This is a genomic window from Pseudarthrobacter sp. LMD1-1-1.1, from assembly GCF_040676255.1.
In the GTDB taxonomy this organism is placed as follows: Bacteria; Actinomycetota; Actinomycetes; order Actinomycetales; family Micrococcaceae; genus Arthrobacter.
This window is the reverse complement of record NZ_JBEGHP010000024.1, coordinates 314,970-341,911: the sequence shown is the minus strand read 5'-3', so window position 1 is coordinate 341,911 and position 26,942 is coordinate 314,970. Positions and strand designations below refer to the sequence as shown.

25 protein-coding genes and 1 riboswitch are annotated in these 26,942 nt (G+C 67.3%); of the genes, 9 read left to right on the top strand and 16 right to left on the bottom strand.

The annotated features are described in order from the left end of the window. Window positions 1-81 precede the first annotated feature (81 nt). Together MRBLMD1_RS18015 and MRBLMD1_RS18010 are read left to right on the top strand one after the other, a co-directional pair. Entirely contained in the window at window positions 82-1,605 is a 1,524-nt protein-coding gene (locus tag MRBLMD1_RS18015) for a UDP-N-acetylglucosamine 1-carboxyvinyltransferase (RefSeq protein WP_364402124.1), read from the top strand. Window positions 1,606-1,674: 69 nt separating this feature from the next. Beyond that, complete coding sequence (locus MRBLMD1_RS18010; protein ID WP_364402121.1) at window positions 1,675-2,901, top strand: glutamate--cysteine ligase 2; 1,227 nt, start codon at window positions 1,675-1,677, stop codon at window positions 2,899-2,901. An 86-nt stretch (window positions 2,902-2,987) separates the two neighbouring features. Here the strand turns inward: MRBLMD1_RS18010 and MRBLMD1_RS18005 are convergent, their stop codons facing one another. From MRBLMD1_RS18005 to MRBLMD1_RS17990, 4 genes are all read right to left on the bottom strand, one after another. Next, window positions 2,988-4,445 carry an HNH endonuclease signature motif containing protein gene (locus MRBLMD1_RS18005; protein WP_364402119.1) on the bottom strand — a complete coding sequence of 486 codons (1,458 nt, stop codon included), beginning with the start codon at window positions 4,443-4,445 and terminating at the stop codon, window positions 2,988-2,990. 64 nt (window positions 4,446-4,509) lie between these two features. Beyond that, on the bottom strand, window positions 4,510-5,718 hold the full coding sequence (locus tag MRBLMD1_RS18000) for an O-succinylhomoserine sulfhydrylase (RefSeq protein WP_307491895.1): 1,209 nt from the start codon (window positions 5,716-5,718) through the stop codon (window positions 4,510-4,512). Further along, window positions 5,719-6,129 (bottom strand): rhodanese-like domain-containing protein, encoded by a 411-nt coding sequence (locus MRBLMD1_RS17995; RefSeq protein ID WP_159630178.1) that lies wholly within the window; start codon window positions 6,127-6,129, stop codon window positions 5,719-5,721. Continuing rightward, complete coding sequence (locus tag MRBLMD1_RS17990; RefSeq protein ID WP_224023471.1) at window positions 6,126-6,401, bottom strand: DUF1737 domain-containing protein; 276 nt, start codon at window positions 6,399-6,401, stop codon at window positions 6,126-6,128. The genes MRBLMD1_RS17995 and MRBLMD1_RS17990 overlap by 4 nt, the downstream gene beginning before the upstream one ends. Before the next feature lie 13 nt (window positions 6,402-6,414). Next, a riboswitch (SAM riboswitch) is annotated at window positions 6,415-6,530 on the bottom strand. Between the two features lie 168 nt (window positions 6,531-6,698). Between MRBLMD1_RS17990 and opgC the strand changes: the two genes are divergently transcribed. Further along, entirely contained in the window at window positions 6,699-9,167 is a 2,469-nt protein-coding gene (gene opgC / locus MRBLMD1_RS17985; protein WP_364402114.1) for an OpgC domain-containing protein, read from the top strand. Window positions 9,168-9,306: 139 nt separating this feature from the next. Here opgC and MRBLMD1_RS17980 read toward each other — a convergent pair whose 3' ends face one another. Continuing rightward, the gene (locus MRBLMD1_RS17980) at window positions 9,307-9,561 is read right to left on the bottom strand and encodes a hypothetical protein (protein WP_275180617.1); all 255 of its coding nucleotides are present in this window, start codon (window positions 9,559-9,561) and stop codon (window positions 9,307-9,309) included. Window positions 9,562-9,783: 222 nt separating this feature from the next. Here MRBLMD1_RS17980 and MRBLMD1_RS17975 point away from each other — a divergent pair, with 222 nt between their 5' ends. Next, complete coding sequence (locus tag MRBLMD1_RS17975; protein ID WP_159630186.1) at window positions 9,784-10,488, top strand: TetR/AcrR family transcriptional regulator C-terminal domain-containing protein; 705 nt, start codon at window positions 9,784-9,786, stop codon at window positions 10,486-10,488. A gap of 37 nt (window positions 10,489-10,525) precedes the next feature. On the opposite strand, the gene MRBLMD1_RS17970 is transcribed toward MRBLMD1_RS17975, so the two are convergent. Together MRBLMD1_RS17970 and MRBLMD1_RS17965 are read right to left on the bottom strand one after the other, a co-directional pair. Continuing rightward, window positions 10,526-10,990 (bottom strand): pyridoxamine 5'-phosphate oxidase family protein, encoded by a 465-nt coding sequence (locus MRBLMD1_RS17970; protein WP_364402111.1) that lies wholly within the window; start codon window positions 10,988-10,990, stop codon window positions 10,526-10,528. Window positions 10,991-11,049: 59 nt separating this feature from the next. After that, window positions 11,050-11,976: an aminodeoxychorismate lyase gene (locus MRBLMD1_RS17965; RefSeq protein WP_364402107.1), complete on the bottom strand. Its 927-nt coding sequence runs from the start codon at window positions 11,974-11,976 to the stop codon at window positions 11,050-11,052. Window positions 11,977-12,070: 94 nt separating this feature from the next. On the opposite strand from MRBLMD1_RS17965, the gene cls reads away from it, so the two are divergent. After that, window positions 12,071-13,546, top strand: coding sequence for a cardiolipin synthase (gene cls / locus MRBLMD1_RS17960; RefSeq protein WP_370871809.1), 1,476 nt, complete (start codon window positions 12,071-12,073; stop codon window positions 13,544-13,546). A gap of 18 nt (window positions 13,547-13,564) precedes the next feature. On the opposite strand, the gene MRBLMD1_RS17955 is transcribed toward cls, so the two are convergent. The 7 genes from MRBLMD1_RS17955 to MRBLMD1_RS17925 all read right to left on the bottom strand — a co-directional run bounded on the left by MRBLMD1_RS17955 (window position 13,565) and on the right by MRBLMD1_RS17925 (window position 20,482). After that, entirely contained in the window at window positions 13,565-14,830 is a 1,266-nt protein-coding gene (locus MRBLMD1_RS17955; RefSeq protein WP_364402104.1) for a multidrug effflux MFS transporter, read from the bottom strand. A gap of 143 nt (window positions 14,831-14,973) precedes the next feature. Further along, entirely contained in the window at window positions 14,974-17,079 is a 2,106-nt protein-coding gene (gene pabB / locus MRBLMD1_RS17950; protein WP_364402101.1) for an aminodeoxychorismate synthase component I, read from the bottom strand. A gap of 33 nt (window positions 17,080-17,112) precedes the next feature. Further along, window positions 17,113-17,664, bottom strand: a complete 552-nt coding sequence (locus tag MRBLMD1_RS17945; protein WP_364402098.1) for a DUF2231 domain-containing protein — start codon at window positions 17,662-17,664, stop codon at window positions 17,113-17,115. A gap of 91 nt (window positions 17,665-17,755) precedes the next feature. Next, window positions 17,756-18,289: a low molecular weight protein-tyrosine-phosphatase gene (locus MRBLMD1_RS17940; RefSeq protein ID WP_159630198.1), complete on the bottom strand. Its 534-nt coding sequence runs from the start codon at window positions 18,287-18,289 to the stop codon at window positions 17,756-17,758. A gap of 139 nt (window positions 18,290-18,428) precedes the next feature. Then, entirely contained in the window at window positions 18,429-19,052 is a 624-nt protein-coding gene (locus tag MRBLMD1_RS17935) for a LysE family transporter (RefSeq protein WP_364402095.1), read from the bottom strand. Between the two features lie 81 nt (window positions 19,053-19,133). Beyond that, on the bottom strand, window positions 19,134-19,952 hold the full coding sequence (locus tag MRBLMD1_RS17930; protein WP_364402093.1) for a methyltransferase domain-containing protein: 819 nt from the start codon (window positions 19,950-19,952) through the stop codon (window positions 19,134-19,136). Window positions 19,953-19,981: 29 nt separating this feature from the next. Further along, the gene (locus tag MRBLMD1_RS17925) at window positions 19,982-20,482 is read right to left on the bottom strand and encodes a MarR family winged helix-turn-helix transcriptional regulator (protein ID WP_275180628.1); all 501 of its coding nucleotides are present in this window, start codon (window positions 20,480-20,482) and stop codon (window positions 19,982-19,984) included. A gap of 203 nt (window positions 20,483-20,685) precedes the next feature. Here MRBLMD1_RS17925 and MRBLMD1_RS17920 point away from each other — a divergent pair, with 203 nt between their 5' ends. Next, complete coding sequence (locus tag MRBLMD1_RS17920) at window positions 20,686-22,887, top strand: MMPL family transporter (RefSeq protein ID WP_364402090.1); 2,202 nt, start codon at window positions 20,686-20,688, stop codon at window positions 22,885-22,887. Window positions 22,888-22,905: 18 nt separating this feature from the next. On the opposite strand, the gene MRBLMD1_RS17915 is transcribed toward MRBLMD1_RS17920, so the two are convergent. Further along, a complete protein-coding gene (locus MRBLMD1_RS17915) occupies window positions 22,906-23,826 on the bottom strand; it encodes an NAD-dependent epimerase/dehydratase family protein (RefSeq protein WP_414703717.1) in 921 nt (306 codons plus the stop codon). Window positions 23,827-23,959: 133 nt separating this feature from the next. On the opposite strand from MRBLMD1_RS17915, the gene MRBLMD1_RS17910 reads away from it, so the two are divergent. Both MRBLMD1_RS17910 and MRBLMD1_RS17905 read left to right on the top strand, forming a co-directional pair. Then, window positions 23,960-24,706: a TetR/AcrR family transcriptional regulator gene (locus MRBLMD1_RS17910; protein WP_364402084.1), complete on the top strand. Its 747-nt coding sequence runs from the start codon at window positions 23,960-23,962 to the stop codon at window positions 24,704-24,706. Window positions 24,707-24,798: 92 nt separating this feature from the next. Further along, window positions 24,799-25,095, top strand: a complete 297-nt coding sequence (locus MRBLMD1_RS17905) for a hypothetical protein (RefSeq protein WP_159630210.1) — start codon at window positions 24,799-24,801, stop codon at window positions 25,093-25,095. Window positions 25,096-25,113: 18 nt separating this feature from the next. Here MRBLMD1_RS17905 and MRBLMD1_RS17900 read toward each other — a convergent pair whose 3' ends face one another. Beyond that, window positions 25,114-26,361 carry an MFS transporter gene (locus tag MRBLMD1_RS17900; RefSeq protein ID WP_364402080.1) on the bottom strand — a complete coding sequence of 416 codons (1,248 nt, stop codon included), beginning with the start codon at window positions 26,359-26,361 and terminating at the stop codon, window positions 25,114-25,116. Window positions 26,362-26,458: 97 nt separating this feature from the next. Between MRBLMD1_RS17900 and MRBLMD1_RS17895 the strand changes: the two genes are divergently transcribed. Further along, entirely contained in the window at window positions 26,459-26,782 is a 324-nt protein-coding gene (locus tag MRBLMD1_RS17895; protein ID WP_364402077.1) for an ArsR/SmtB family transcription factor, read from the top strand. The last annotated feature ends 160 nt before the right edge of the window (window positions 26,783-26,942 follow it).

Genomic DNA, 26,942 nt, shown 5'->3' with positions numbered 1-26,942 from the left:
ACCGCCCTCCTGGAGCCCCCTTCTGCGCCCGTGGGTAGCTACCGCAAAGGCTAGATAACTCATTTATGATATATTCGCGGTATGACCCAGGAGACCGCTGAACACGTTGCCGCCATGCTGAGGGACGCCCGGAGCGAGAAAGGGTGGACCCAGGGGCAGCTGGCCGCCGAACTTGGCACCAGCCAGAGCGCCGTGGCCCGGATGGAACAGGGCAAGCAGAACCTGAGCCTGAAAATGATCCAGCGGCTGGAAAACATCTTTGACCGCAGCATCGTGAACGTGGCCAAGCCGCAGATGACCCACCTGCGGGTGGAAGGCGGCCGCACCCTCTCCGGAGCCGTCGACGTCAACAGCAGCAAGAACGCCGGCGTCGCCCTGCTGTGCGCCAGCCTGATCAACAGGGGCACCACCGTGCTCCGGCGCCTGGCCCGGATCGAGGAAGTCAACCGCATCGTCGAGGTCCTTAGCAGCATCGGTGTCGAGTGCACCTGGCTCAATGACACGGATCTCCGCCTGCGCCGGCCTGCCGTCCTGGACCTGGATGCCATGGACGTGGACGCGGCACGCCGGACCCGCAGTGTCATCATGCTGCTGGGCCCCCTGCTGGATGAGTCCCGTGAGTACCGGCTTCCCTACGCCGGCGGCTGCGACCTGGGCACCCGGACCGTGGAGCCCCACATGCAGGCACTGCGCGAGTTCGACCTGTCAGTGGAGGCCACCGCAGGTTTCTACACCGTGCAGGCGCCGCCCGCCGATACCAGGGACCGCTCCTTCGTCCTCACCGAACGCGGGGACACCGTCACCGAAAATGCGATCATGGCCGCGGCGCACCGCGCCGGAACAACCGTGATCCGCAACGCCAGCCCCAACTACATGGTGCAGGACCTGTGCTTCTACCTGCAGATGCTCGGCGTCACCATTGAAGGCGTGGGCACCACCACGTTGAAGATCACCGGGCAGCCGGAAATCGACGCCGAGATCGAGTACTTCCCCTCCGAGGATCCCATCGAGGCGATGAGCCTCATCACGGCCGGCATCGTCACCAACTCCGAGGTCACGGTGCGCCGGGTGCCCATCGAATTCATGGAGATCGAACTGGCCACCCTGGGACAGATGGGGCAGAAGCTGGAAATTTCGGGCGAGTACATGGCCCGCAACGGCCGCACCCGCCTGGTGGACGTGACCACCAAACCCTCCGAGCTGCGTGCCCCCGAGGACAAGATCCACCCCATGCCGTTCCCCGGGCTGAATATCGACAACCTGCCTTTTTTCGCCGTCATTGCTGCGAACGCCCACGGCCAGACCATGATCCACGACTGGGTGTACGAGAACCGCGCCATCTACCTGACGGAGCTGAACCGGCTCGGCGCGCAGGTGCAGCTCCTGGACCCGCACCGGATCTACGTCAACGGACCCACCAAGTGGCGTGCCGCCGAGGTGGGCTGCCCGCCCGCGCTCCGGCCTGCCGCCTGCCTCCTGCTGGCCATGCTCGCAGCGCGGGGTGTGTCCGAGCTGCGGAACATCTATGTGATCGAGCGTGGTTACGAGGACCTCGCGGAGCGGCTGAACACCATCGGCGCCAAGGTGGAGTACTTCCAGGACTGACCCATTCACGCTTCGTCATGAACGGCGGGCCACGGTTCCAATGCCCGCCCGCTGCCGCAGAATATTCGTATGCGTACATTTGGCGTAGAGGAAGAACTCCTGATCGTTGATCCGGAGTCCGGGGAGCCGCTTGCCCTGGCCGACGCCCTCCTCGCCAGCCACCGCGTGGCAGCAGACGATCTTCCCGTGGACCTGGATGGCCGCCATGCCGGCAGCCAGGCGGATTACGACGACGAGATGGGCCTGAGTGCCGAGCTCAAGCTTGAGCAGATCGAGACGCAGACCCGGCCGTGCCGGGAGTACGGCGGCCTGCTGGAGCAGATCCGGGCAGGCCGGGCGCTGGCCGACCAGGCAGCCCGGAAGCACGGAGCCAGGGTGGCGGCGCTGGCCACCTCACCCGTGGCATCGCCCAGCCACACCACACCTGACCCGCGCTATGCCAGGATGCTGGAGCGCTTCGGCCTCACCGCCCAGGAACAGCTCACCTGCGGTTTCCACGTCCACACCTTCATCGAATCGCCGGAGGAAGGGGTGGCGGTTCTGGACCGCATCCGCGACAAGCTGGCTGTCCTCACGGCGCTGAGCGCGAACTCGCCGTTCTGGAACGGCGTCCCCACCGGCTTCGAAAGCTACCGCACCCAGGCCTGGAACCGCTGGCCCACAGCCGGCCCGGCCGGCATCTACGGAACGTACCCTGCCTACCGCCGGGTGGTGACCCGGCTGCTGGACAGCGGTGTCATGCTCGACGAGGGCATGCTCTATTTCGACGCGCGGCTCTCCCGCAACCACCCCACGGTGGAGGTGCGGGTGGCGGACGTATGCCTCCGTGCCGGGGACGCCGCACTCATCGCCGTGCTGGTCCGGGCACTGGTGGAATCCGCCAGCCGGGAGTGGCGGGACGACGTGGACCCTGCGCCCGTTCCCACCGTCCTGCTGCGGATGGCGTCCTGGCAGGCCAGCAGCGCCGGGTTGAGCGGCGAACTGCTGGACTTTGGCAACTTCCGGCCGGCGCCGGCTGCGGATGTGGTGCGTTCCCTGGTGGATTACCTGGCCCCCGTCCTTGACGAACAGGGCGAGCTCGCATTGGCCCGCCAGGGTGTGGAGGACATCATCGCCCGCGGGACAGGGTCCGCTGAACAGCGCCGCGCCCGTGACAAGGCCCTGGCGGGGCAGCCGCCGGAGGACATGGGGTTCGGCGCGGTGGTCCGGCAGGCCGTCCACCTGACCATGCGTGATGCGCTGGACCTTGCGGACGTGGCGGCCACGCCCGAGCTGCTGCGCGTCCGGCAGGCCTGACGGGGCAAGAGCCGCCAGGAGCAGACTTGTAGAACCTCAGGTGTCTTGTAGAACGGCAGGTGTAGAGACCCGCAGCGAAGCAGGTGCTAGGTAGCGAGGCGCTGTAGAAGGACCTGTTCCAGCGGGCTTCGTTGTGTTGGCAGGATGCCCTCGGGCCAGTGGGTTGGTTCTGAGTCCTGGTGTTCTGGGTTGTAGTGCCTGCCTGTTGGTGAGGTCCAGCCGGGTGGTTCATTCTTGTTGGCCGGGTCCGGTGTCCATTGGCTGTGGTGTTTGAGCCGGTGGTGTTTGGGGCAGAGTTGGGCCAAGTTACTGGTTCCGGTGGTACCGCCGTGTTGCCAGGCTTGTAGGTGGTCGGTTTCGTTGTCGGGGGTGCGGTTGGTGCAGCCCCGGAAGGTGCACTTGGTATCGCGCATCCTGATCCAGCGTTTGATGGTTTCGGTGAGCCGGTAGTTTTTCCGGCCGATCTCCAGTGGTGCGCCGTCGCGGGGGTCGATCAGGATCCGGTAGAACGATTCCGCCCCGTCGGCGACAAGTTTCCGCGCCATGGACGCCGGGATTGGTCCGAAGCCGTCCAGCATTGCCGGTTCGTCGGTCGCTCCGAGGAGGGAGAACACCGGCACAGTGACCAGGACGTCGGCCCGCGGGGTGGGCACCTTCCCGGCCTCGGAGGGTTTCCCGGTCTGTGTGGTGTTCCCGGCGCCGAGAAGCAGGGATGCGGCGATGTCGGGGCGGAGTTGGGTGAGGGTGCGCTCTTCGTCGGGGACGTGGAGTCCGCGGGCGGTGGCGGTGGTCCGGTTCCAGATGGCGCAGGCGGTGTCCGCGGGGAGGTAGAGGGAGATCCAGGCCATGCCGTCCTTGTCGGGGGTGTATTCCATCCGCCGGTCAGCTACCCCTTTTACATGGCGCTTCTCGATTGATTCCGGATGGTGGCGTTCCCGCCAGCCACGGACCTTGGCTCGGAACCGTGACGGTGCGAGCTCGCCGGGGGCGGCGCCGCGGGCGGGCTGGGGTGCGGCCGGGTCGAAGAAATGCGCCACCAGCTTCAGCGCGCCCTCAGTGGTGAGGCCTTCGGTTTCGTCGGCAATGATGCGGGCGTGCTGCCAGGACATGTCCCCGGCGGACAGTGCATCGAACACCGGCGGCAGGGAACAGATGCGCCGTGACTGCTCCACAAGGGCGCCCGCGGCTGTGGAGCTGATGGTCAGGACTCCGGCGATTTCCTCCACCACCGACATGTCAGCGTAAGTGCGGTCCTGGACGGAGGCGTCCGGCGGCGTCATCGCTTGCTGGAACTCCACTGCCTCAGCAGCGTCGCGTGCTTTCGTCGCAGCGAGCTGCGCCTCCAGCCGAGCCATAAGCTCTAGCCGTTCCAGCCGGATCTCATAACGCCGCTGCAAAACATCCGTACCGGCACCAATATCCATACCGGCACCAGCACCCGCCCCGGCAGCAAGGAAAGAGTCCTCACGGTTCAGCGAATCAAGGGCGGCAACAGAGGCATCGATTGACGCCAGCACCACCCCGACACCACCGCTGGTTCCCATACCGACATCATCCAAGGAGGCACTGACATCTGTATTTGGCCAGGCGGACCTGGTCCCGTCCCCGCTAGATCTGCTTCAGCGCCTGTTCCAGGTCGCGGAGGAGGTCCTCCGGGTCCTCAAGCCCCACCGAGAGCCGGACCACGCCGTCACTCAGGCCGATGGCGGCCCGCCCCTCCGGGCCCATGGCGCGGTGGGTAGTGGTGGCGGGGTGCGTGATCAGTGACTTTGCATCACCGAGGTTATTGGAGATATCGATGATCCGCAGCCCGTCCAGCAGTGCGAACGCCGCTTCCTTGCCCGTGCGTCCGCCGGAAGGAGCGAGCTCGAAGGTAAGGACAGTGCCGCCTGCACTCATCTGCTTTGCCGCCAGCCCGTACTGCGGGTGCGACTTCAGGAGCGGGTACTTCACCCAGCTCACCGCCGGCTGTTCCTCCAGCCATTCTGCGAGCCGGAGTGCGGTCGCCGAGGAGTGGTTGACGCGCAGGCCCATGGTCTCCAGGCCCTTGGTCAGGACCCAGGCGTTGAAAGCGGAAAGCGCGGGGCCGGTGTGCCGCATCAGCTGCTTCACCGGTCCGTCGATGAATTCCTTGGTGCCCAGGATGGCGCCGCCCATCACCCGGCCCTGCCCGTCGATGTGCTTGGTGCCGGAGTAGACGATCACGTCGGCGCCAAGGTCCCCGCAGCGCTGCAGCAGGGGAGTGGCGAACACGTTGTCCGCCACCACGGTGGCCCCGGCCGCGTGCGCCAGTTCGCTGACGGCCGCGATGTCCACGATCTCCTGCATGGGGTTCGACGGGGACTCGAAGAAGACGGCGGTGGTGGGCTTGGACAGGGCTTCGCGCCACTGGTCCAGGTCTGGGCCGTCCACGAAGACCGTCTCCACACCCCAACGTGGCAGGATCTCGTTCAGGATCACAAAGCACGAACCGAACAGTGACCGGGCGGCCACAACCCGGTCGCCCGCAGCCAGCAGGGCACCCAGCGCGGTGAACACGGCGGACATGCCCGACGCCGTCGCGAAGCATGCTTCGGTGCCTTCGAGGAGCCTGAGCCGTTCCTGGAAGGTGGCCACGGACGGGTTGCCGTAGCGGGAGTAGACAAAGCGCTCGTCCTCGCCGGTGAAGGCCCGTTCAGCTGCCGCGGCGGATTCGTAGACGAACCCTGAGTTCAGGAAGATGGCCTCAGATGTTTCCTGGAAGTTGGAGCGGTCCAGGCCTCCGCGGACTGCCTGGGTGTCGGGGTTCCAGCCGGGGGCGTCTGGGTTGAAGGTCACTTAGTTCTTTCCGAGGTTGGTGGGGAGGCCGCGGTTCTTCCAGCCATTGATGGTCCGCTCGCCGTAGCGGTCGGGCTCGCCTTCGAAGCCCTCCAGCACGCTGTAGGCGGTGAAGCCGGCCTGGGTGGCGGCAGTTGCGGCCGCGATGGACCGTTGGCCGGACCGGCACAGGAACAGCAGTTCCGCGTGGGGATCCTCCGGCGCCTGCTCCTGGAGGTCCTTGACGAAGTCCGGGTTGGGGATGCCGCCGGGGAAGGTCCACTGGATGAACAGGGGATCGTTGTCCGTGGCCTTGGTGTCCGGGATGCCGATGTGGGCCCATTCGCCCTCGGTGCGGACGTCCACCAGGATGGCGCCCTGCTCCAGCTTGGCCCAGGCTTCCTGCGGCGTCAGGTCTCCCGCGTAGCTCATGCGTGGCCCTCGCCGTCGAACTCGCCCTCAAATTCGGCATCGAGCTGGTCCACGGCGGTGGCCACGGCGGCGTCGGCGGAAGCGATCGCGGCCGGAAGGACGATTGCCTGCGCCACGATGACGGTGGTGCCGTTGAAGGTTGCCGCCGGGCTGCCGTGCAGGACGTAGCCATCGGCGAGTGCAGCGGAGATCCGCTCACAGAATTCACGGTTGTCCGCGCCCGTAATCAGGCGGTAGGACAGTCTTTCGTCAGGGGCGGGTGCGTCGGACACGACGGATCTCCTTCTCTCACGCTTGCAGCTCGAATCGGTCGATATGCCGAGTATTCACCTGAGGCACCCCGCCGCGAAAGGGAGGGTTGCCGACCGGCAAGTCAGGGCTTGGCGCCGGTACTCATTACTCCCCAAAAACGTAACACCTGCCGCGCCCGGCCGCATCGCCGCCGTCGTCATGTTCCGTAATTGAGCCGTCCGCGTCACGGCACGGGTTATGCCCATGGGCCGATAAAGTTCTTACCGGGGGCGCCGCCCCGTATCCAGAGCAATGAGTACCGGGGGGTCCTTGTCAGCATGCGGGCACACGTATCGCACCACCACGCCGCCATCCCGCGGAACCGTCCGCGTTCCAGCGCAGCCTTTTTCGCCGCGGTGTTCATCGTCCTACTGGCCCTGGTGGTCCCGGCAGGCCCGGCACACGCGGCGCCTGCTGCACCGGACAAGGGCAAGCCGTGGCTGGGGGCGGTCCTCGAGTGGGGTGAGGATACGGCCGCGGGCTTCAGCGACAGGCTGGGCGCCGGCCCCGCCGTCTTCGGCCACGACATCACCATTCCGTACCGCGAATCGGAGCGGAATGACATCGACGGCTTCCTGCAGCAAACTGCAGCCAAAGGCGCCCACGCCCTGCTCACGGTGAAGCCGTCGGTGCCCCTGGACCAGCTCGGCCCCGCGGAGGCGGAAGCGTTCGCAGCCCAGGTCCGCGACCTGACATCGGGGTTCAAGGGCCAACTGCTGGTCCGGTTCGCCCCCGATATGAATGCCAGCTGGGTGGCCTGGGGCCAGCAGCCGGCCACGTACCGGCAGGCTTTCCAGGCCGTGGCGGCAGCCTTCAAGAAGGACGACGGCGGCCGGGCCGCCATGGTGTGGGCGCCTTACCTGGGCAAGGACTACCCCTTTGAACGGAACCGGAATGCCCCGGAGCCGGGAAGCGACGGGTTTTCCCTCCTGGATACGAACGGGGACGGGACCTGGAACGGAAGCGACAGCGCCTATGCCCCCTACTACCCGGGCGATGACGCCGTGGACTGGGTGGGCCTGACCGCCTATCACGACGACACTGCCGGCGGGGCCGCCGTCAACACGACGCCGCGTCCGGGCGAACTCCAGGAGATGCTGACGGCCTCCGGCGGCGAAAACTTCTACGGCACCTACGTGGAGGGACGCAAAAAGCCTTTCCTCCTCCAGACTTCGGCCTTCTACAGCCCTGCGTCCGGTGGGGCGCCCGAGGCGGACATCAAGACGGGCTGGTGGGACCAGGTGGTGGCCACTGCCACGTCACCCGCTTTCGCCGGGACGGCCGCCGTGGTGTGGGACGAACGGACCAGCACGCGGGATACCGGCGTGGCAAGCATCAGCTGGCTGCTCACGGGAAGCCCGGATATTGCCAAGGCCGCCCTGGACAGGCTGAAGGCATCGCCGATGGTCACCGGCCCTGTCACGGATGTGGCGTCCACAGGCACCTACGTGCGGGCCAACACGCTTTCCGGCGCCGCCCCCTGGACCGTTGGTGCCGCCATGGTCATCCTCCTGGTGGCCCTGTGGCAGGTTCCCCGCCGGATCAGCACCGCCACGTCCTGGAGCTACCAGGACCCTTCCACCAGGGATTCGCGGGTGGACCTGCTGCGCGGACTGGCCATTGTCTTTGTGGTGGTCAACCACCTGGGCATGGCCTCACTGTTCCAGCTGCTCACCCAGGAGGCGGTGGGCTTCGTGTCAGGCGCGGAGCTGTTCGTCCTGTTCTCCGGCCTGGTGGTGGGCATGGTGTACGGGCCCAAGGCCAAGGAGGACTTCGGCCGGGTGGTGGACCTGACCTCCCGCCGGGCCGGGAAGCTCTACGTGACCGCCCTGGCCGTGCTGATCGGCGTCTTCCTTCTTTCCCTGCTCCCGTTCTTCCACACTGAGGCCCTGACCACGTTCGTGGACCAGGGGACCGGCGGCGCAGGACACGGCGGTGCCGGCCGGACCTACGACCTCTACGCCGGCATGTCGTCGCTGTTCCAGTTCCCCGTGCCGCCGCAGGTGCTGCCGGCCATCGTGCTGCTGCAGTTCGGTCCCTGGCAGTTCAACGTCATGGGCCTGTACGTGGTGCTCCTGCTGGCCAGCCCGCTGATCCTTGCGGCGCTGAACCGCGGCAAGGCCGTCTGGGTATTGCTGGCGACGCTCGCCGTGTACGCGGTAGGCGCCGTGACCCGGTTCAGGATCCTGCCATCCCAGTTTGAGGACTCGTTTCCCCTACTGGTGTGGCAGGTGCTTTTCGTCCTCGGCCTGGTTGTTGGCTACTACCGCCGCAGCATCGTTGCGTGGTTGTCGGCGCACACGTGGGTGGTGGCGGCCTGCACTGCGGCAGCGTTTGCGCTGGCCTTCCTGTCCTGGGGGAATCCGTACCTGGCCAACAACTACGACGTCCGCCTGGCGCTCATGCCGGACGCCTCCTACCGCGCCATGTATGACGCACTCTTCGGCCGGACCTACCTGGCGCCCGGCCGGCTGTTCAACGTCCTGGTCCTGGTGGTAGCCGCCTACGCGTTCCTCAGCGCTTACTGGAAACCGGTGGAGCGTGCCCTGGGCTGGTTCCTGATTCCGCTGGGCCGCGCCACGCTGTATGTCTTCATCATGCATGTGGTGCTGATCGCCGTCGTCACAAACATCCCGGCGCTCCAGCAGCAGAGCATCTTCCTCAACACCGCGGCCTACGCCGTGGTCCTGGGCCTGTTGTGGGTGATGGTCCGCACCAGGTTCCTTTTCCGGATCATTCCCACCTAGGGATTCCCGCCTGGGGGACGGCCCCTTTGCCTGGTTCCAGGGTGCATCCGGGCATGAAAATGCTGCGGCACAAAAGTGCCACAGCATTTCATCGTGCGCTGCTGGTTACCCTGCGGCCTGTTGGCAGCCCGGTGGGGCCTTAAACAAGCCGCGGGTAGCTGCTGAGGATGTAGTCCGCAGCGGCCGGCCCCTTCATGCGCAGTCCGTTGCGGCGAACCGAGACTTTGTGTTTCATGGCAGCCCAGAAACTGGACTCGGTGCCGGTGGGCTGCTCGTTGACGAAGCACCAGCTGGTGTACAGCCCGTAGAGGCGGTCGCGGTCCAGGCTGGATTCCGAGGCATTGTCTGCGTAGGTGGCTTCGTGGAGGAAAAGATCAAACTGCGAATTGGCCATGAGGCGTCCCTTCGCTCGGTGCGTGGTGCCGCCGGTAGGCTCCAGCGGCGAACCTCGATGCCCTGCACAAGGTGGCAAAGGATTGTGTAGCCGCTTTCCTTGAGAGGTCCCGAAAAGCTCAAGAGTTCATCTTGTCTACGATGTAGACTTTACCTGTAGACCAGATATGAGGCAACCGTCCCAGTTACTTCGGGACGAGGGCCGCCAGTGAGGACCTTTGTGATGACTTCCGCCAACACTTCCCAGCCCGGGCAGGCCAAAACGAGGCTGAGCAGGGACATTGTGCTGGCCAAGGCCCTGGAGTTGGTGGACGCCGAAAGCCTGGAGGCCCTGACCATGCGCCGGCTGGGGCAGGAACTCGGCCGGGATCCGATGAGCCTCTACCGCTACGCCGAGAACCGCGCCGCACTGCTGGACGGGGTTACCGAGCTGGTACTCAACCAGCTAAGCATCCATCCATCGGACCCGGACTGGAAAGCCCAGCTGCGGAAGATCGCCCACAGCTTGCGGGCGCTCGCCCTGCAGCATCCCAATGTGGTTCCCCTGTTGGTCACGCGGCCCCTTTCCACGCCCCTGGGCCTTCGCCCCCTGGGCACGCTGCGGCCGCTGGAACAGATCCTGTCCCTGCTGGGCTCGGCAGGATTCGCGCCGGCCGATGCCCTCCACGTCTACCGCGCCTACTACGGCTTCCTCTACGGGCACATCCTGAACGAGCTGCAGGAGTACGTGGTGGATCCGGAAGAGAACGAGGTGCTGTTGCGCCTGGGGCTCCACCGTTTGCCGGCGAAGGAATTCCCCAAGCTGCGTGCCCTTGCTCCCGCCCTGGCAGAGTACGACGGCGAGGCGGAACTTGACCAGGGACTTGGCATCCTGCTGTCGGGGCTGGAAGCACAGCTGTCACGGCAGGCGGCAGGCCCCGCCGCCTGACCCCGGGGCCCGCTGACGGCGGATTGCCCGGGCGGCGCTATTCGAAGGACGCGCGGCGCCGGTCCTGCAGGCGGGTGTTCCAGATGTCCGGCCGGTTCACGCGGAACCGGCGCCCCGTCAGTGCTTTGGCGTTCAGCCGGATGTAGTGGGCTTTTTCGCCCGGCTGCCACGGTTCCAGGCCGAGTGCGTCCACGGCATCCTTCACGCCCTGGTCCTCGATGATTTCCGTTTCGCCGCGAACCACTACGCTCCAGGCCTGTTCCGAGGCGGGGTGGTAGCCATCTATTTCCAGTGCTGCCGGCCGTTCCATCCTGGCGCCCCAGAGCTTTGACCCGGGTGCGGTGCGGAAGACGATGCTGCGCAGGTGGACGGCGTAGTTCACGGGGAAGATCTCGGGATGCTCGTCCACCACGATGGCCAGCCTGCCCACCGCGTCATTGTCGAGGAGTTCCCAGCAGTCGTCGAAGGACAGGTTTTCAATCGGCAGGTTTCGCGAGTCCATGGTCCACACCTTACGGGTGATGCGGGAGTGGGAAAAGGGATTGCGCCGCTTGTTGCGGCCTAGTGGATGCCGGCGAAAAGTTCGCTCAACTCGGCGGTCAGTTCCTTCTGGACGGACGGGGTGCCGATTTCCTTGCCGTCGATCCGGTTTACGGGCGCCAGCAGGCGGACGCTGGAGATCAGCCAGACCGCATCCGCGTCCATGAGGTCCCGGGGCTCCAGGGGACCGTAGCCCAGTTCCCACCCCGCCGCCTTGGCGGCCGCGAAGAGGGCGCCCTGGGAGGTGCCGGCCAGGATGCCGCTGTCCAGCTGGGGCGTGATGAGGCGCTTCACTGTTGTGCCGTCGTCGGACTTCTCCACATGCGCAAGCAGCACCGTGGACGTGGGGCCTTCCAGCACGCGGCCATCGGAGGACAGGAAGATGACGTCGTCGGCGCCCTGTTTGTGGGCATGGCGCAGCGCTGCCATGTTGACGGCGTAGGAAAGGGTTTTGGCGCCGAGGAGCAGCCAGGGCGCCCGTTCGGCCACATCACTGTCGTAGCCCCGGTCAAGGAGGATGACGTCGATGCCCGTTTCGCGCTGCCTGCGGCCGGCAGCCCCGGCCGGCGACGCCTGCACCCAGGCCGTGGGCGCCTCGCCTTCGACGCCGCGGGTGACCACCAGTTTGACCACCAGTTCATCGGCGGCGGGGTCTGCCGGCGGGTTCTCGGACCGGTGCCGGGCCACCGCAGCCGCAATAACGCGCCGCCATGCCTCCTGGCCCGGGATGGCCAGGTCCAGTGCCGCGGCGGAGCCCCCAAGCCGGTCCAGGTGCGCCTGCATCTTCCGCACCGTTCCACCCACGGCCAGCATGGTTTCGAAGACGCCGTCGCCGCGCGTGACCCCCAAATCCGTGACCAGCAGCTGGGGTTTGGTGGCATCGGCCACCCTGCCGTCGGGGAAAGCAGGATCGAGGAAGGCAAGAACCACGGGGGCTGGAGAGGTCATGGCACCAGCTTAGTGCTGTACCGCGGATAAGCTGGGCAGAGTGCACCGGCCGGAAGCCGTCCTCCGGGGCCCAATCTCCCCGGGGGTTTTAGACGTGTTGTGGCCTTTTTCGCTTGCCGGCACCGCGCCCACATGGGTGGTGGTGCTCCTGGGCTTCGCCGACCTGGCCATCAGGATCCTGGCGCTGGGCATCATTCCCGGCAACCGGCGCCCTACCACCGCCATGGCCTGGCTGCTGGGTATCTTCTTCATTCCGTTCGTGGGCATCGTCCTGTTCCTGCTGTTCGGCAATTTCCGCTTGTCCAGCCGCCGGCGGGCACAGCAGCAGCTGGTCAACGAACGCGTGCAGGCGGGCATCACCGCACTTTCGGATGCGGAAAGCGACTACCCCGGCCCGGAGTGGGTGAAGTCCGCTGCTGAGCTCAACCGCACCCTGGGCTCGCTGCCCATGGTGGACGGAAACTCCGTGGACCTGATCCCCGGCTATCCGGATTCCATCCTGGAAATGACCAAGGCTGTGCGGAAGGCGAAAAAGTTCGTCAACGCCGAGTTCTACATCATGAGTTCGGACCACGTCACCAACGACCTGCTCACCGCCATGGAGGAAGCCGCCGAACGGGGCGTGGAGGTGCGGCTCCTGTTCGACCACATCGGGACGCTGCGCATCAAGGGGTACCGGAAGCTGCTCAACCGCCTCCGCGCGGGCAAGATCCAGTGGAAGCGGATGCTGCCGCTCCTGCCCATCCACGGACAGTGGCGCCGCCCTGACCTGCGGAACCACCGCAAGATCATGGTGATCGACGGCGAGATCGCCTTCACGGGTTCGCAGAACCTGATCGAGCCCTCCTACAACAACCCGCGGCACCGCAAGGCCGGCCGTGAATGGGTGGAACTGATGGCGTGCCTGCGCGGCCCCATCGTGACCACCCTGAACGTCGTCTTCGCCACCGACTGGCTGAGCGAGACTGACGAGTCGCTGGAACACCAGCTGCAGCTCCCGGCGAACCCGGAACCCGGCACCGTCACGGCCCAGGTGGTTCCCAGCGGTCCGGGGTTCATTACGGAGAACAACCTCCGGCTCTTCAACACCCTCATCTATTCGGCCCAGCACCGGATCTCCATCTGCAGCCCCTACTTCGTGCCGGACGACTCGCTGCTCTACGCCATCACCACCGCGGCCCAGCGCGGCGTGGATGTTGAACTGTTCGTCTCGGAGAAGGGGGACCAGTTCCTGGTCCACCACGCCCAGCGGTCCTATTACGAGGCACTCCTCGAAGCCGGGGTACGGATCTACCTCTATAAAGCCCCGTTCGTGCTGCATGCCAAGCACTTCACCATCGATGACGAGGTAGCGGTCCTGGGGTCCAGCAACATGGACATGCGGTCCTTCTCGCTGAACCTGGAGGTGTCAGTGATGCTGCTGGGTGAGGACATCGTGAACAAGATGCGGGCAGTGGAGGATACCTACCGGGACATCTCCCACGAGCTCAAGCTCGCGGACTGGCTCAACCGGCCGCTCGCCGCCCGGTACGTGGACAACGTGGCCCGGCTGACGGCCACTGTCCAGTAAGCGCCGTCCCGTAGGCAGTTAGTCGGCACTGACCCGCTGCCCGTCGTCGTGCCCGGCGTGCTCGGGCCAGCCGCCGTTGCGGTAGGCGGGGGTTCCCAGGGCAAGCACCAGCACCGCCACGGTGCAGCTGCCGATCATGACGCTGGCCATCGACAGGGAATTCCCGCCCAGGAGCCCAACCAGGGGGCTCACCAGTCCGGCGACCCCGGACTGCAGGGCCCCGATGACAGCCGCCGCCGTTCCCGCCATGTGGCCGTAGTTGTGCAGCGCGAGCACGGAGGCGTTCGCCGGGATCATGCCCTGGGCTGACAGGACCAGCCACAGGCCGGCCACCAGGCCGGCCGCGCCGCCGGCACCCGTGGCCACCACACCGAGCAGCACCAGGGCCAGGCTCAACTGGACCAGGAGGGCGGTGCGCAGGATGCGGACGGGCGGGAACTTCCGGACCAGGGCGGCGTTGAGCTGGGCCGAGAGGACAAGTGCGGCGCCGTTGAGGGCGAAGACGAGGGCGAACTGCTGGGCGGTGAGGCCGTATTCGTTCTGGAAGACGAAGGGCGAACCCACCACGTAACTCATGATCAGGGCCAGCCCCAGTCCGGGGATGACGGCCAGCGCCATGAAGTGCCTGTCCCGCAGCAGCACCCAGTAGGCGCCCGCCACGTGCCGGGGGTGGCCCGGGCTCCGGCTGTCCCCCGGCAGCGTTTCCGGCATGAACTTCCAGACAATTGCCACCAGGACCAGCCCGATGAGTGCCAGTGCATAGAAGACGGCGCGCCAGTTCCAGAGCCCGGCGATGCCCTGGCCAACGGTGGGGGCCAGGAGCGGAGCCACGCCGATGACCAGCATCAGCCGCGACAGCAGCTGGGCGGCGTCGGAGCCGACGAAGCGGTCGCGGATCACCGCGAGTGCCACCACGGCAGCGGCGGCGTTGAAGAAGCCCTGCAGGACGCGCAGCCCTGTCAGCGTTTCGATGTTGGGCGTCAGGGAACACAGCAGCGAGATGGCTACGTGCAGCGAGATGCCGATGAGCAGCGGAAGCCGCCGGCCGAACCGGTCCGAGAACGGACCGATCACCAGTTGCCCGATTCCGCCGCCCACCAGGGTTCCGGACAACGTCAGCTGGACAGCGGTCTGGGTGGTGTGGAGGTCGGCCTCGACGGCGGGCAGTGAGGGCAGGTACATGTCCGTGGTGAGGGCGGGGAGCGCGGCCAGGGCGCCAAGCATGAGAACGTACTTGACGCTGCGCGGTGCCTTGCTGGTCTGGGGAGGGGACGGTTCCGTCACGCGGCATACCTAACTTGTGTGGAAGCACCCAGGGATGGGTCCGCCGCCTGGCTTGGGCGGTTCAGCTAGGTCAGGGGCGTACCCCCGGGGGCGTCTTCCTAAACGGGCGTCCGCGGAGTGGATGCCCCAGGGAGCCGATGGCGTCAGTCGCCGGGGAATGCGGCGCCAAGGGTGGAGAGGACCCCGTAGGCCTTGGTGCGTATTTCGTCGTATTCGTCGTCCGGGACGGAGTCCGAGGTGATGGCACCGCCGACGCCGAGCGAGAGTTCAGCCGTCCCGTCGCCGGCCGTGCTGATCACCAGTGTCCTGATGGCGACGGCGAGGTCGGCCGCCGCGTTGAGTGAGAAGTAGCCGATGGCCCCCGAGTACAGTCCGCGCGGACCTGCCTCCAGGTGGTCCAGGATGGCCATGGTGCTGATCTTGGGGGCGCCGGTCATGGAGCCCGCAGGGAAGCACGCAGCGACTGCCTCGGCCCGCGGTGCGCCCGGGAGGAGGCGGGCGTCAATGGTGCTGACCATCTGGTGGACCGTGGCATAGCTCTCGATCGCGCAGAGCCGGCTGACCGTCACGGAACCGGGCTCCGCGAAATGGCTGAGGTCGTTGCGCAGCAGGTCCACGATCATGATGTTCTCGGCCCTGTCCTTCAGGGATGTGGCCAGGTCCGCGCGCAGCCGGCTGTCCTCCTGCGGGTCCGCAGCCCGGCGCCGGGTGCCCTTGATCGGTTCGGCGCGCATGCCGCCGTCGGACGCGATCCTCAGGAACCGCTCGGGCGAGGTACTGGCCACGGCAAGGTTTCCCAGCCGGAGGTAGCTGGCGAACGGGGCCGGGTTCCTCCGGCGCAGCGCCAGGTAGGTGGTCCACGCATCCAGCGACGCTGCCTGCACCCTGGCTTCGAGCGTGGTGGTCAGGCAAACCTCATACGTGTTTCCCTGGGCGATCTGGTGCTGGGCGGCGGTGATCTTCTCCCGGTACCGCGCACCCGTGTCCCGGCTGCGGAAGGCCGGCGCTGTGGAAGGCGCGACGCCGGTGCTGCCGCCGGCCTGCGCTGCCGGGCCATCCGCCGGCGGCCGTGCGCCGCCGCCGGCGGCTTCCACTGCTGCCCTGGCCTGCGCCAGCCACTCGCCGGCGTCGGGGGCGTCAAGGGCCAGGAGCCAGGCGGCGCCTTCGGCATGGTCCAGGACCACGGCCCGGCCGGCGAAGATCAGGGCAGCGTCCGGGGTGGGCGCGGACAGGTCACTGCCGCCCGTTTCGCGCTTCAGCTCGTAGCCCAGGCAGCCGAGCCAGCCCAGGGTGAAATCGCAGGGATAGCCGTCCGGGGTGCGTACGGCCCGGCGGCCCCAGACGGTGTCCAGCCAGCGGAAGAAGGGGCCGGGGACCCTGGCAGTGGAGGAGCCCGTGCTGATCAGGCTCACTCCCGAACGGTGCGTCACGAACTGTCCGAAGGTGCCGGCGTCGTCCGCCATGATGCTGAACCTGCTGCGCTCCGCAGCAGTCCGGGCCGCCGGGTCTGCGCTGTCTTCTCCGGCGCTGCCCGGGACGGCGTCAGCGTTGGAGGAATCGAGCCAGACGGCATTGGCCGACCGTCCGTACAGCGACTGGAACAGTGCCGGTGCGTCCGGGAGGGCGTCCAGGCGCTCGGCATGGAGCCGAAGTCCGCGTCGTGCGGACAGTTCCGGGGCCAGGACAGGCGCCAGGGCCGGCAGGCAGGGGAGGAGCTTCAGGAGGTCCGCCGGGGCTGATCCGTCAGCGAGGTTCTGGACGCGAAGGTCTGCGTGGGCGGGGACGTTGTCGCGGCCCAGCCACTCTTCTTCCTGGGCGGCCCACTGGTCCCAGTACGGCTCAAAGGTTTCGCCGTCGCGGCCCAGAGCCCGCGTCCGGCGGACGTCGTCCGGAGACTCGGCCCAGATGACGGCGCCAAGCATGGGCCGGGCTGCCTCGGCGGCGGCCCCCACTCCCTCCACGATGACGATCTCCGCGGGCAGCGTGACCCGGGACTCGCCGTCGTAATGGTTCTCCCAGTCCCAGCTGGTCCAGGTGGCCGCCTCGCCACGGCTCAGCGGCGCGAGGACCGTGCTGACATAGCGCTCCACGCCTGCCGCCAGCCCATCCCACCCCGGGTAGATGTCCTCAAGATGGAACAGGGACACCTTGTGGTGGACGCGGAGCCGGGCCGCGAGTTCGACGGCGAGCGTTGTCTTTCCTGCGCCGGAGCGCCCGTCGACGGCGACGATGACGGGGGCTGGGATCATGGACTAGAGCGTACCGTTTTCCGTTGGCCGCTTTCATCCATGTATGACACCGTGCCGTGAGGCATGGCGGCCGCTGCTGAGGTGGGCGCCCAGGAACCCGCTTACCAGCAGCAGGACGGCCCCCGCCCGCGCCAGCCGCACGCCCAGCCGGTGGTTTCCGCGGGACCGGGCCCGCCAGGAGGCGAGGTACACCAGGGTGGCTGCGGCGTTGGCGGCGGCGTGCACAATCCCCACGCGCTTCAGGCCGCGGTCCTTGCCGGACCAGGTTGCCCAGCCGGACAGCGCGGTGGGAACGGCGGTGATGACGCCGAGGGCCACCAGCCGCTGGGCGGAGCGGCGGGAAGCCTGGTCGTCAAAGAAATCCAGGAAAACCGCCGACCACCAGGCGCCAAAGGGTGCGTCGGTAAGGATGGTGTGCAGCGGAATGCCCGTGGTGTCGCCACGGACCAGGCTGCGGACGTTGGGCTGCGCCATGAGGCGCGACGCCAGCGGTTCTGCGGCCTTGACCGCAGCGTCCAGGGGTTTCGCCTCCTCAAGGCTGCCAAGGAGACGGGTGTACCTGCCGGTGCTGGGTGCGGCGTGCATGCAGCACAAAATACTCCAGCTGCTGCCGGATTGCACCATGTTTTCCTGCCCCGCTATCGCGCCCGGACACTGCTGTCGCGCCCGGACACTGCTAGTGCGGCTGGAGCTGCGTGTTCTGCAGGACCGCTGCCCTGATGTGCTGGACCAGGCCCGGCAGCGCCGTGTGGATCTGGTGCCAGACGGCGTCGAAATCCGCATGCCCGCCGTACCAGGGGTCCTCGATGCCCTGCTCCAGCCGGTCCCGCCCGGCCATGGCGGGATCGAAGCTGCGGAGCATCCGGATCTTGTCCAGGGACTCCTGGTCCGGGGCGGCTTCGCTAAGCCACGCGTAGTGGTCAATGTCCAGGGCCAGGATCAGGTCGCGCTCGCGGAACCACTCCGGCTCCCACTCCCGGGCCACGTGGTGTTCCGATGCCAGTTGCGTCACTGCGAGGCGGCGTGCGGCGCGGGGATCGATGGGCCGGCCGGCCTCGTACCCGGTGGTGCCCGCGGAATCCACTTCCACCAGCCCGTCCAGGCCCTCGCGTTCGAGCGCTGCCTGGAGCATGAGCTCGGCCATGGGGGACCGGCAAATGTTGCCCGTGCAGACAGTGATGACGCGGTATGCGCTCGACGTTGAGGTCATGGAACTAAGCATGCGCGCTTCCCATCACCTTTGGCTAGCCGCCTGTTCACAAAGTTTTACGGGCTTGTAAAGAAGCATTACTCCGCGTGAAAAGGGTACCTGCACCTGTGGCGGAAAGCCCTGTCATGAACCAGTCCCGTCAGTGGATCAGGGCCAGCAGGATACCCACCCCCACGAACAGGGCGCCGAACACCCTGCTGAGGACCAGTTGGCCCCGTTCCGTGCTGGTTAAGCGCTGGAATGACCTGGCGGCGGCGGCAAAGAAGAACCACATCACCAAAATATCGATGACCACAATGGTGGCCGTCAGCACGGCGTACTGGGTGAACAAGGGCTGTTCCGGGCGGATGAACTGGGGGGTGAAGGCAAGGAAGAACACGATGGCCTTCGGGTTCAGCAGGTTGACCCAGAAGCCGCGCCTGAAGATGGACCAGGCGGGTTCGTTCCGGAGGGTGGCGGCCTGCTCCTGGGCCACCGCTGGCTTGCTGAGGAACTGGCGGATGCCCAGGTACACCAGGTAGGCCGCGCCCGCGTAGCGGATGACGTTGAAGGCAACGGGTGAGCTGGCCACCAGCACGCCTACGCCGAGGGCGACAATCAGGACGTGCACCACCAGCGCCGCCTGCTGGCCCAAAATTCCCCACATTGACCGACGGAACCCTGCATTCAGCGAGTTGCTCATGGTGTTGATGGCCCCGGCGCCCGGGGTGAAGCTGATCAGGGCGCCGGCACCCGCAAGGGCCAGCCACAGGGAAAATTGCACTACACAATCTTACGGGGCCAAAAGCCCGTCTTTCCGTCAGCCGCCGGGGACAGTGGGCCAGGGCTGGGCGGACACCGCAACCTAGGCCCGCGCGATGACCTCACCGTTGGGGATCAGGAACCAGCCGTCGTCCGTGGAGCCCCAGCGGTGCCAGCCCGCCGAGATCCGGGCGAGGTCGGCCGCGTTGGCGAATCCGTACTCCAGTGCCTGCTCGGCGAAGGCGGAATGCAGCACCCGCTCACCCCAGACACGTGCCTGCCAGCGGCGCTGCTGCGCCGTGGCGTAAAGCCAGTTGCTGCTGGTGGGGGCGACGTCGGTGAATCCCGCAGACTGGGCCCAGCTGACCAGCCGCCGCCCGGCGTCGGGCTCTGCTCCGTTGCGCCGGGCAATCTGCTGGTAAAGGTCCATCCACTCGTCCAACTCCGGGATCTCCGGGTACCAGCTCATGCCGTGGAAGTCTGCGTCCCGGACGGCCACGATGCCGCCGGGCTTGGCGACGCGGCGCATCTCGCGCAGTGCCTCGACGGGGTCGGTCAGGTGCTGGAGCACCTGGTGGGCGTGGACGACGTCGAACGTTTCGTCGGCGAAGTCCAGGTCGTAGATGTTGCCTGCCACGAATTCGATGTTGGGCACTTCCCGCTCGACGGCGAGTGCCTGGGCCTGTGCCACGATGTCCGGCGAGCGGTCCAGGCCGGTGACCTTGCCGGGGTTGACCAGGGCTGCGAAGTCGCAGGTGATGGTGCCCGGCCCGCACCCGACGTCGAGCAGGGTGGATCCCGGTGTGAGGTAGGGGAGGACGAACGCGGCCGAATTTTCGGCAGTCCTGGCGGCGTGGGCGCGGACTACGGACTCGTGGTGGCCATGCGTGTAGACGTCGTCTTCAGGCTGCTGGTCGCTCATAACCAAACGCTACCCCTTGGGAGCGGGAGCTACCCGGATTCTGTCCTTGCCGCCACGGTGGCGTCGATCATCGCCGTCATGAAGCGGGTGACGGTATCCAGTTCCTCTTCCGTGAACCCGGCCATGGCACTGCCCATGTGCTGCGCCAGCGGGGCGAAGATGGCGCCGCCCTCCTGGAAGGCCTTGGGGGTCATCTTCAGCTGGACCTGCCGCCGGTCAGTGCTGTGCCGCTCCCTGACCACGTGCCCGGAGTTGTCCAGCCTGTCGATCAGTGCCGTGGTGGCGGGGGAGCTAAGGTTCAGTTCTTTCCGCAGCAGCCCGGGCGTCACCACGTTGCCCCTGGCGGTGTGGCGCATGATCACGGCGAGTGCGTTCATGTCCGTGCGGTGCATGTCCTTGCGGTCCCCGGCGGCATCCACGTACCGGTTCGCCTCGATGGTGAACTCCTGGAGGATCCGGAGCAGCGGATGGCCGAACTGCGGCCCCGCCTGCTCGAAGGGGGATGGCTGGGGAGTGTTCGTCTCTGCCATCTCCACCTCCCTTGTCTTTGTTCACGGCCCATTTCCTGCGCCGGCGTCCTGACGGATATTACTCCAGCGCCGGGCATCCCCGGCTGTCGCAGCTGTCGGGCAGGGGGCCGATCCCGAAAAAGCTTGACTGGCACTTATCTCTGTTATGGAGATAATCTATGCTGGAACAAATACTACTCCCCACGCTCACCATGGAAGGCATCATGAAACGCTCAAAAGTTGGCAGGGAACGCGTTCCGTTCTGGCTGCGCTGGCTGGTCCCCGTTGTCCTGGTGCTGACCTGGCTGGGGCTGGCCGGGGTAGGCGGTCCCACCTTTGGCCGCCTGGAAGAGGTCTCCTCCAATGACCAGGCATCCTTCCTTCCTGCCAACGCCGAGGCCACCGAGGCCCAGGACTGGCAGGCGAAGTTCCGGGACTCCGATGAGGTTCCCGGCATCGTCGTCATCGAGCAGGACCAGGCCTTCACGCCGCAGCAGCTGGGCGGACTGGCCACCCTGAAGTCCGGCCTGGAGAGCCTCAAGCTGGGCAGCACGGTGATTGGCCCGATTCCGTCCAAGGACGCCAAGGCCGTCCAGTTCGTGGTCCCCATCGGATCCTCTGCGGAACTGAAGGACGCGGTCAAGGAACTCCGGGCCGCGGTGGAAGAGGCGGCGCCGGACGGTGCCCGGACCTTCGTGACCGGCCCGGCCGGCCTCGCGGCGGACCTCACCGCAGCGTTCGGCGGCATTGACGGCATCCTCCTGCTTGTGGCTTTGTCCGCCGTGTTCGTGATCCTCCTGGTCGTCTATCGGTCCCTGCTGCTGCCCGTCATGGTCCTGCTCACCTCGGTGTTCGCGCTCTGCGCGGCCATCCTGCTGGTGTTCGGCATGGCCAAGGCCGGCTGGATCCAGCTCAACGGGCAGAGCCAGGGCATCCTTTCCATCCTGGTGATCGGTGCCGCCACGGACTACGCCCTGCTCTTCGTGGCCCGCTTCCGCGAGGCCCTTACCCACACCACCAACCGCACGGCCGCCGTCCTGACCGCCTGGAAAGCGTCCTTTGAGCCCATCCTGGCTTCCGGCGCCACCGTGATCATCGCGCTCCTGTGCCTGCTCTTCTCCGACCTGAACTCCAACAAGGCCCTGGGCCCGGTGGCCGCCGCGGGCATCCTTTGTGCCCTGTTCGCTGCGCTGACCCTGCTGCCTGCCCTGATGGCTCTGCTGGGCCGGGCCGCGTTCTGGCCTTTCCGTCCCAAGCTCCTCCCCGCTGACGAACGCGAACCTGAACTGGTCACCGGCCTGGAGGGCCAGAAGGGCCTGTGGCGGGCGACCGGCTCGCTCGTCTCGCGGCGGCCAAGGACCGTCTGGGTCGCCTCGGTCCTCCTGCTCCTCGTGGCCGCGGGCGGCCTGTTCCAGCTGAAAGCCAACGGCGTGCCGCAGACGGACGTCATCCTCACCGCATCCAACGCCGTGGACGGCCAGGATGCGCTGGCCCGCCACTTCGACGCCGGCAGCGGCAGCCCCGCCGTCGTGGTTGCCGACCAGGGCAAAGCCGCGGAGGTGCTGGACAAAGTGAAAGCCGACGACGGCGTGGGCGAGGCGTACCTGCTGGGCCGCGGCAGCGTGCCCGTCACCGGAGCCCCGGGCGCTCCCACCGGACCGGACGTCCGGGACGGGAAGGTGCTCATCAACGCCACGCTGAAGAACGCCGCGGACTCGCTGGAAGCGGAGGAGACCATCAAGGCCCTGCGCACCGGGGTGAAGGCCGTTGATCCCGGCGCCCTGGTGGGTGGCGTGACTGCCACCGCCCTGGATACCAACACCACCGCCCAGCGCGACCTGCTGGTCATCATCCCGGTGGTCCTGGTGGTCATCCTCTTCATCCTGATGCTGCTGCTGCGCTCCATCGTGGCCCCGGTCCTGCTGGTGCTCTCCGTGGTGCTCTCCTACGCGGCCGCACTGGGAGTCTCGGCCTTCGTGTTCAACAACCTCTTTGGTTTCCCGGGAGCCGACGCCACCGTTCCGCTGTTCGGCTTCGTCTTCCTGGTGGCCCTGGGCGTGGACTACAACATCTTCCTGATGAGCCGGGTCCGCGAGGAATCGCTTAAGCACGGCACCCGGCCCGGCATCCTGCGTGGCCTGGTGGTGACCGGCGGCGTCATTACCTCGGCCGGCGTGGTGCTGGCCGCGACCTTCGCCGCCCTCGGCGTCATCCCCATCATGTTCCTGGTGCAGCTGGCCTTCATCGTGGCATTCGGCGTCCTGCTCGATACCGTGCTGGTGCGCTCGCTGCTGGTGCCGGCCCTGGCCTACGACATCGGGCCGAAGATCTGGTGGCCCAGCAAGCTTGGACGGACGGATGGCCGGGATGCCGTGCAGCCGCGGGAGCCCGGCGTCGAGCCCCGGGAAGAGGTTCCCGCCCGTTAGCCCCTGCGTTCCGCCGGACTACCGCTGCTGCCGCCACCATTCCACGGTGGCGGCAGCAGCCGTTTCCAGCGGCGTGTGGCTGACTCCAAGCGCTGCCTCGGAAGCTGCGGAGTCCATGACGAAGGGCCGCTCAAACTGGTACAGCATCTCCGCCAGCTCGCGGGCGCCGGCTGAAACCAGTGCCGCCGTCCGGATGGTCCAGCCGGGAAGGACGCGCACCTTCGGGGTGGGCCGTCCCGCCGCCGTAGCGAAGGCCGCTGCAAGTTCCTTCTGCGTGCGCGCCGGCCCCGTCGGGGCATGCCACACGGCATTCCAGGCGGACGGCTGGTCCGCGGCCGCGATCATGGCGCCGGCCAGGTCGGGTACGTAGGTGAACGAGTGCGGCTGGCGGGCGCTTCCCATCACGCTGACGTTCTTTCCCGCAAGGACCGGGGCCACCATGCGCTCGCCGGCGTGCGCCATCCGGACGCGCGGTCCAAAGAAGTCGCCGGCCACCACGCTTACCGTGGGCGTGGCCGAGGCCTCGCGCGCCTGCAGCAGGTCCGTCCGCACACCGCGCTTGCCTCCGGTGGCCCTGCGCGGGCCGGCCTCAGTGATCACGCGGTCCGCCTCGCTGTAGGAATAGAGGCTTTCAGGGAAGACGACGACGGCGCCCACCTCCTGCGCGGCGCTGAGGACTGCCTGTTCGGCGGCAGGCAGCTCTGCCCGCCACGCGGCCGCGGTGTATGCCGAGCCGTGGATGCAGTGGAAGACGGCTTTGGCGCCGGCAAGGGCAGTGCGAAGAACCGCCGGGTCCTTCGCGTCCCCGCTGATGCGCTCGATGAGCGGGTGGTCCGGTCCGCTGCCCGACCGGGTCAGGATGCGCACCTGCCGTCCCCGGTCCGCCAATTGTTCCGCTACCGTCCACCCCACCGGTCCCGCCCCGGTCACCACATATATGTCAGGCACTTTGTCTCCCTTTCAGTAGTTGAGAGCAGTGCTCTCGAAAACAAGGATGCGCATACAGGGTGGCAAAGTCAAGAGCAGTGCTCTCTTTAGCTTCCCACGCTCTCGTTTATGGCATGCTGGGGTCATGGATGACGCCCGCGGATCAACCGCTGACCAGCCCCGGCTCCTGACGCCCCGGCAGCGCGCGCGGTCGCAGACGGTGGCGGACATTGTCCGGCTGGGTCGGCAGCACCTGGCCACCGACGGTGCGGCCGCCCTCTCCCTGAGGGCCGTGGCAAGGGATCTGGGAGTGGTGTCCTCCGCCGTCTACCGCTACGTTGAGAGCCGGGACGAGCTGCTCACCTTGCTGCTTATCGACGCCTTCGGTGAACTGGGGGACGAGGTGGACGCGGCCGTTGCGGCGGCCCCGGAGGGTGACCATCTTGGCCGGTTCCTGGCCCTGGGCGGAGCCGTCAGGACGTGGGCCCTGCGCGAGCCTGCCAGCTATGCGCTCCTGTTCGGCAGTCCGGTTCCCGGCTACAACGCCCCGGCCGAACGCACCACGGGTCCCGGCACGCGCGTCATCATCAGCCTCATCGGCATCCTGGACGCCGCCTCCCGGGCGGGGCAATTGGCGGTTGTGGGACCATCCCCGCAGCTTCCGCCCACGCTGGCCGCCGACCTGGAGGCCATCCGCCGGGAATTCGGGCTGGCTATCCCGGACGAGCTGGTGGCGCGGGGCGTTTTGGTGTGGAGCTCCCTTTTCGGTGCCGTCAGCTTCGAAGTGTTCAACCAGTACGGGCCGGACACCTTCCGGGCGCCGCATGAACTCTTCGACCATCACCTCGCCGTCCTGGCGGGGACCGCGGGCCTGCCGGCGCAGTCCTCCTGACGGGGCGGTTCAAGGCCTGTTGGTGCGCCCGCCCCGTCGATAGACTGCCAGTGCGCCCGGACGGACGCGGAGCCTCAAAGGAGAGATGCACCATGACTGAGAATCCTGAAGTTGCAGCCGAGGAGCCCCGCAAGGGCAGCAGCGCACCCGGCCTGGAGGGGGAAGGCGGCCAGTATGTCGACGGGGATTACGGCGACGCCGGGACCCTCAACGAGCCCGACCGGGACGTTTCGGATGGCGAATACGAGGAAGGCGACTACGGCGACGCCGGCACCACCGGAGGCGCCCGGACGGAGCGTGCCGTCCGCGAGGGCCTCACCGACGGCCAGGTCCAGGCGACCGATGAGGAGCGCGGACCGCTCCATGGGCGCCCCGACTCCGGCCGGTAGGCACCCGCGGGGGTCCCCTTACGCGACGGCGTCCGCCGCTACCAGGCCGTCCTCCTTGGCGGGTTGGGCGTCCTTGCTGCGGGCGCGGCTGATAGCTGCCACCGCAGCCAGGACGGTCACCAGGCCGCCATAGGCGTAGGTGGTGACCGGGAGGGACAGGATGGGGGCCAGCAGGCCTGCCAGTACCGCCGGAACGCCGAAGGCTGTGTAGGCCACGACGAAGAGCGAGGCAAAAGTCCCGGCGCGTTCATGATCCTCCACCAGGGGGCTGATGGACCGGATGACGCCCATGAAGGCAGTGCCGAAACCGGCGCCTGCCACCACCACAGCGGCCAGGAACAGGCCAAACGAATCCAGGCCGAGGGCCAGCAGCGACAGTGCGGTCCCCACGGCCAGCGCCGTGGTGCCGAAAATGGTGATGGTGCGGGCTCCAAAGCGGTGCAGGAAGGCCGCCGACGCGGCTCCTGTCCCCGCCAGGATGGTGATTACCATGCCCTGCCACAGATGCTCCCGGATGCCGAAGGTGGTGTGCACGATCGCGGCGCCAAGGGAGAGGTACAGCCCGCCCGTGGCCCAGCCGGCAAAAACGGCCGGGGCGCCGGTGAGGAATGCGCGGCGTGCGGCCGGCGGCAGGGTCAGGTGCGGCTTGAGTGAAGCCGCCGCCCCGGGCGTGCGGGGTGAGGTTTCCGGGCAGGCCCACACCAGTGCGGCGAACACCACGTACAGGACCGAGAGCGAGACGAACACCAGCACGCGGGGCTCCGCGAGGAGGTCCAGCAGCAGGCCCGATGCCAGCGCGCCCAGGGCCAGGCCGCCCAGGGGTGCCACCGTGTTCCAGGCGGCGCTGGAGCCCGGGTCATCCTCCGGTTCCAGATCGGCGATGGCCGCGGAGAGCGTGGTGAGGAGGATGCCGCTGGCCACCCCCTGGAGGACGCGGGCCGCCAGCAGCATCGCCAGCGAATCGGCTGCCAGGAAGGTCACGACGCTGCCGGCCAGCAGGAGGAATGCCACGCTGATGACCGGCCGGCGGCCGAGGTGGTCGGAGATGGAACCGAAGACCAGCAGGGCCGCCAGGAGGGCCACGGCGTAGACGGCGAAGATCCCGGTGGTGGCCACCGGCAGCAGGTGCAACTGCTCCTGCAGGGTGGGGTAGAACGGGGACGGCGCGCTGGCTCCGGCCATCATCGCTGCCGTGGCAGCCGCGATGAGGACGAAACCCAGCCGCCGGTGCGACTCTCTGGGCCGGACTGCGGGTGGGTACGTCACAACATGCCGCCTTCTGCATTGGGGGTGTGGTTGGTTCGAAAATAATCGAAATCTCAGACTACTGGCATGTCCGCGATGGTTCAACTAAAGTCGAACCGTGGCTACACCGGCGAACCTCACCCATCCCGAACGCGCGGACCTCAACTTGCCCAGTGTGCTCTTCGCCCTGAGCGATCCCGACCGGCTGGAAATCGCACGCCAGCTCCGCGCCGGCCCCCTCGATATGGCCGAATGCACCCTCGGCAATCCGGAGATGCCCAAGTCCACCAAGTCCCACCTGATGAAGGTGCTCCGCGAGGCAGGCATCATCCGGAACGAGGCCAACGGGCGCGGCCGCAGGCTGACCCTGCGCGCCGAGGACCTTGATGCCCGGTTCCCCGGATTGCTCGCCGCAGTCCTGGACGCGCCCGGCGCGGACTGACGCCTCCGCCCCGCCGGCGCGTGCCGCCGTCGTGCGCTGTTGTACGCCCTGAGCAAAGTTGAGCGTAGTTCACTCAACTTGTGTTGACATCCTTTGGTGGCTGAGTAGAGTTGAGTGCAGAACGCTCAATGCTTAGGGCGCCAACCAGTTTCCAAGGAAA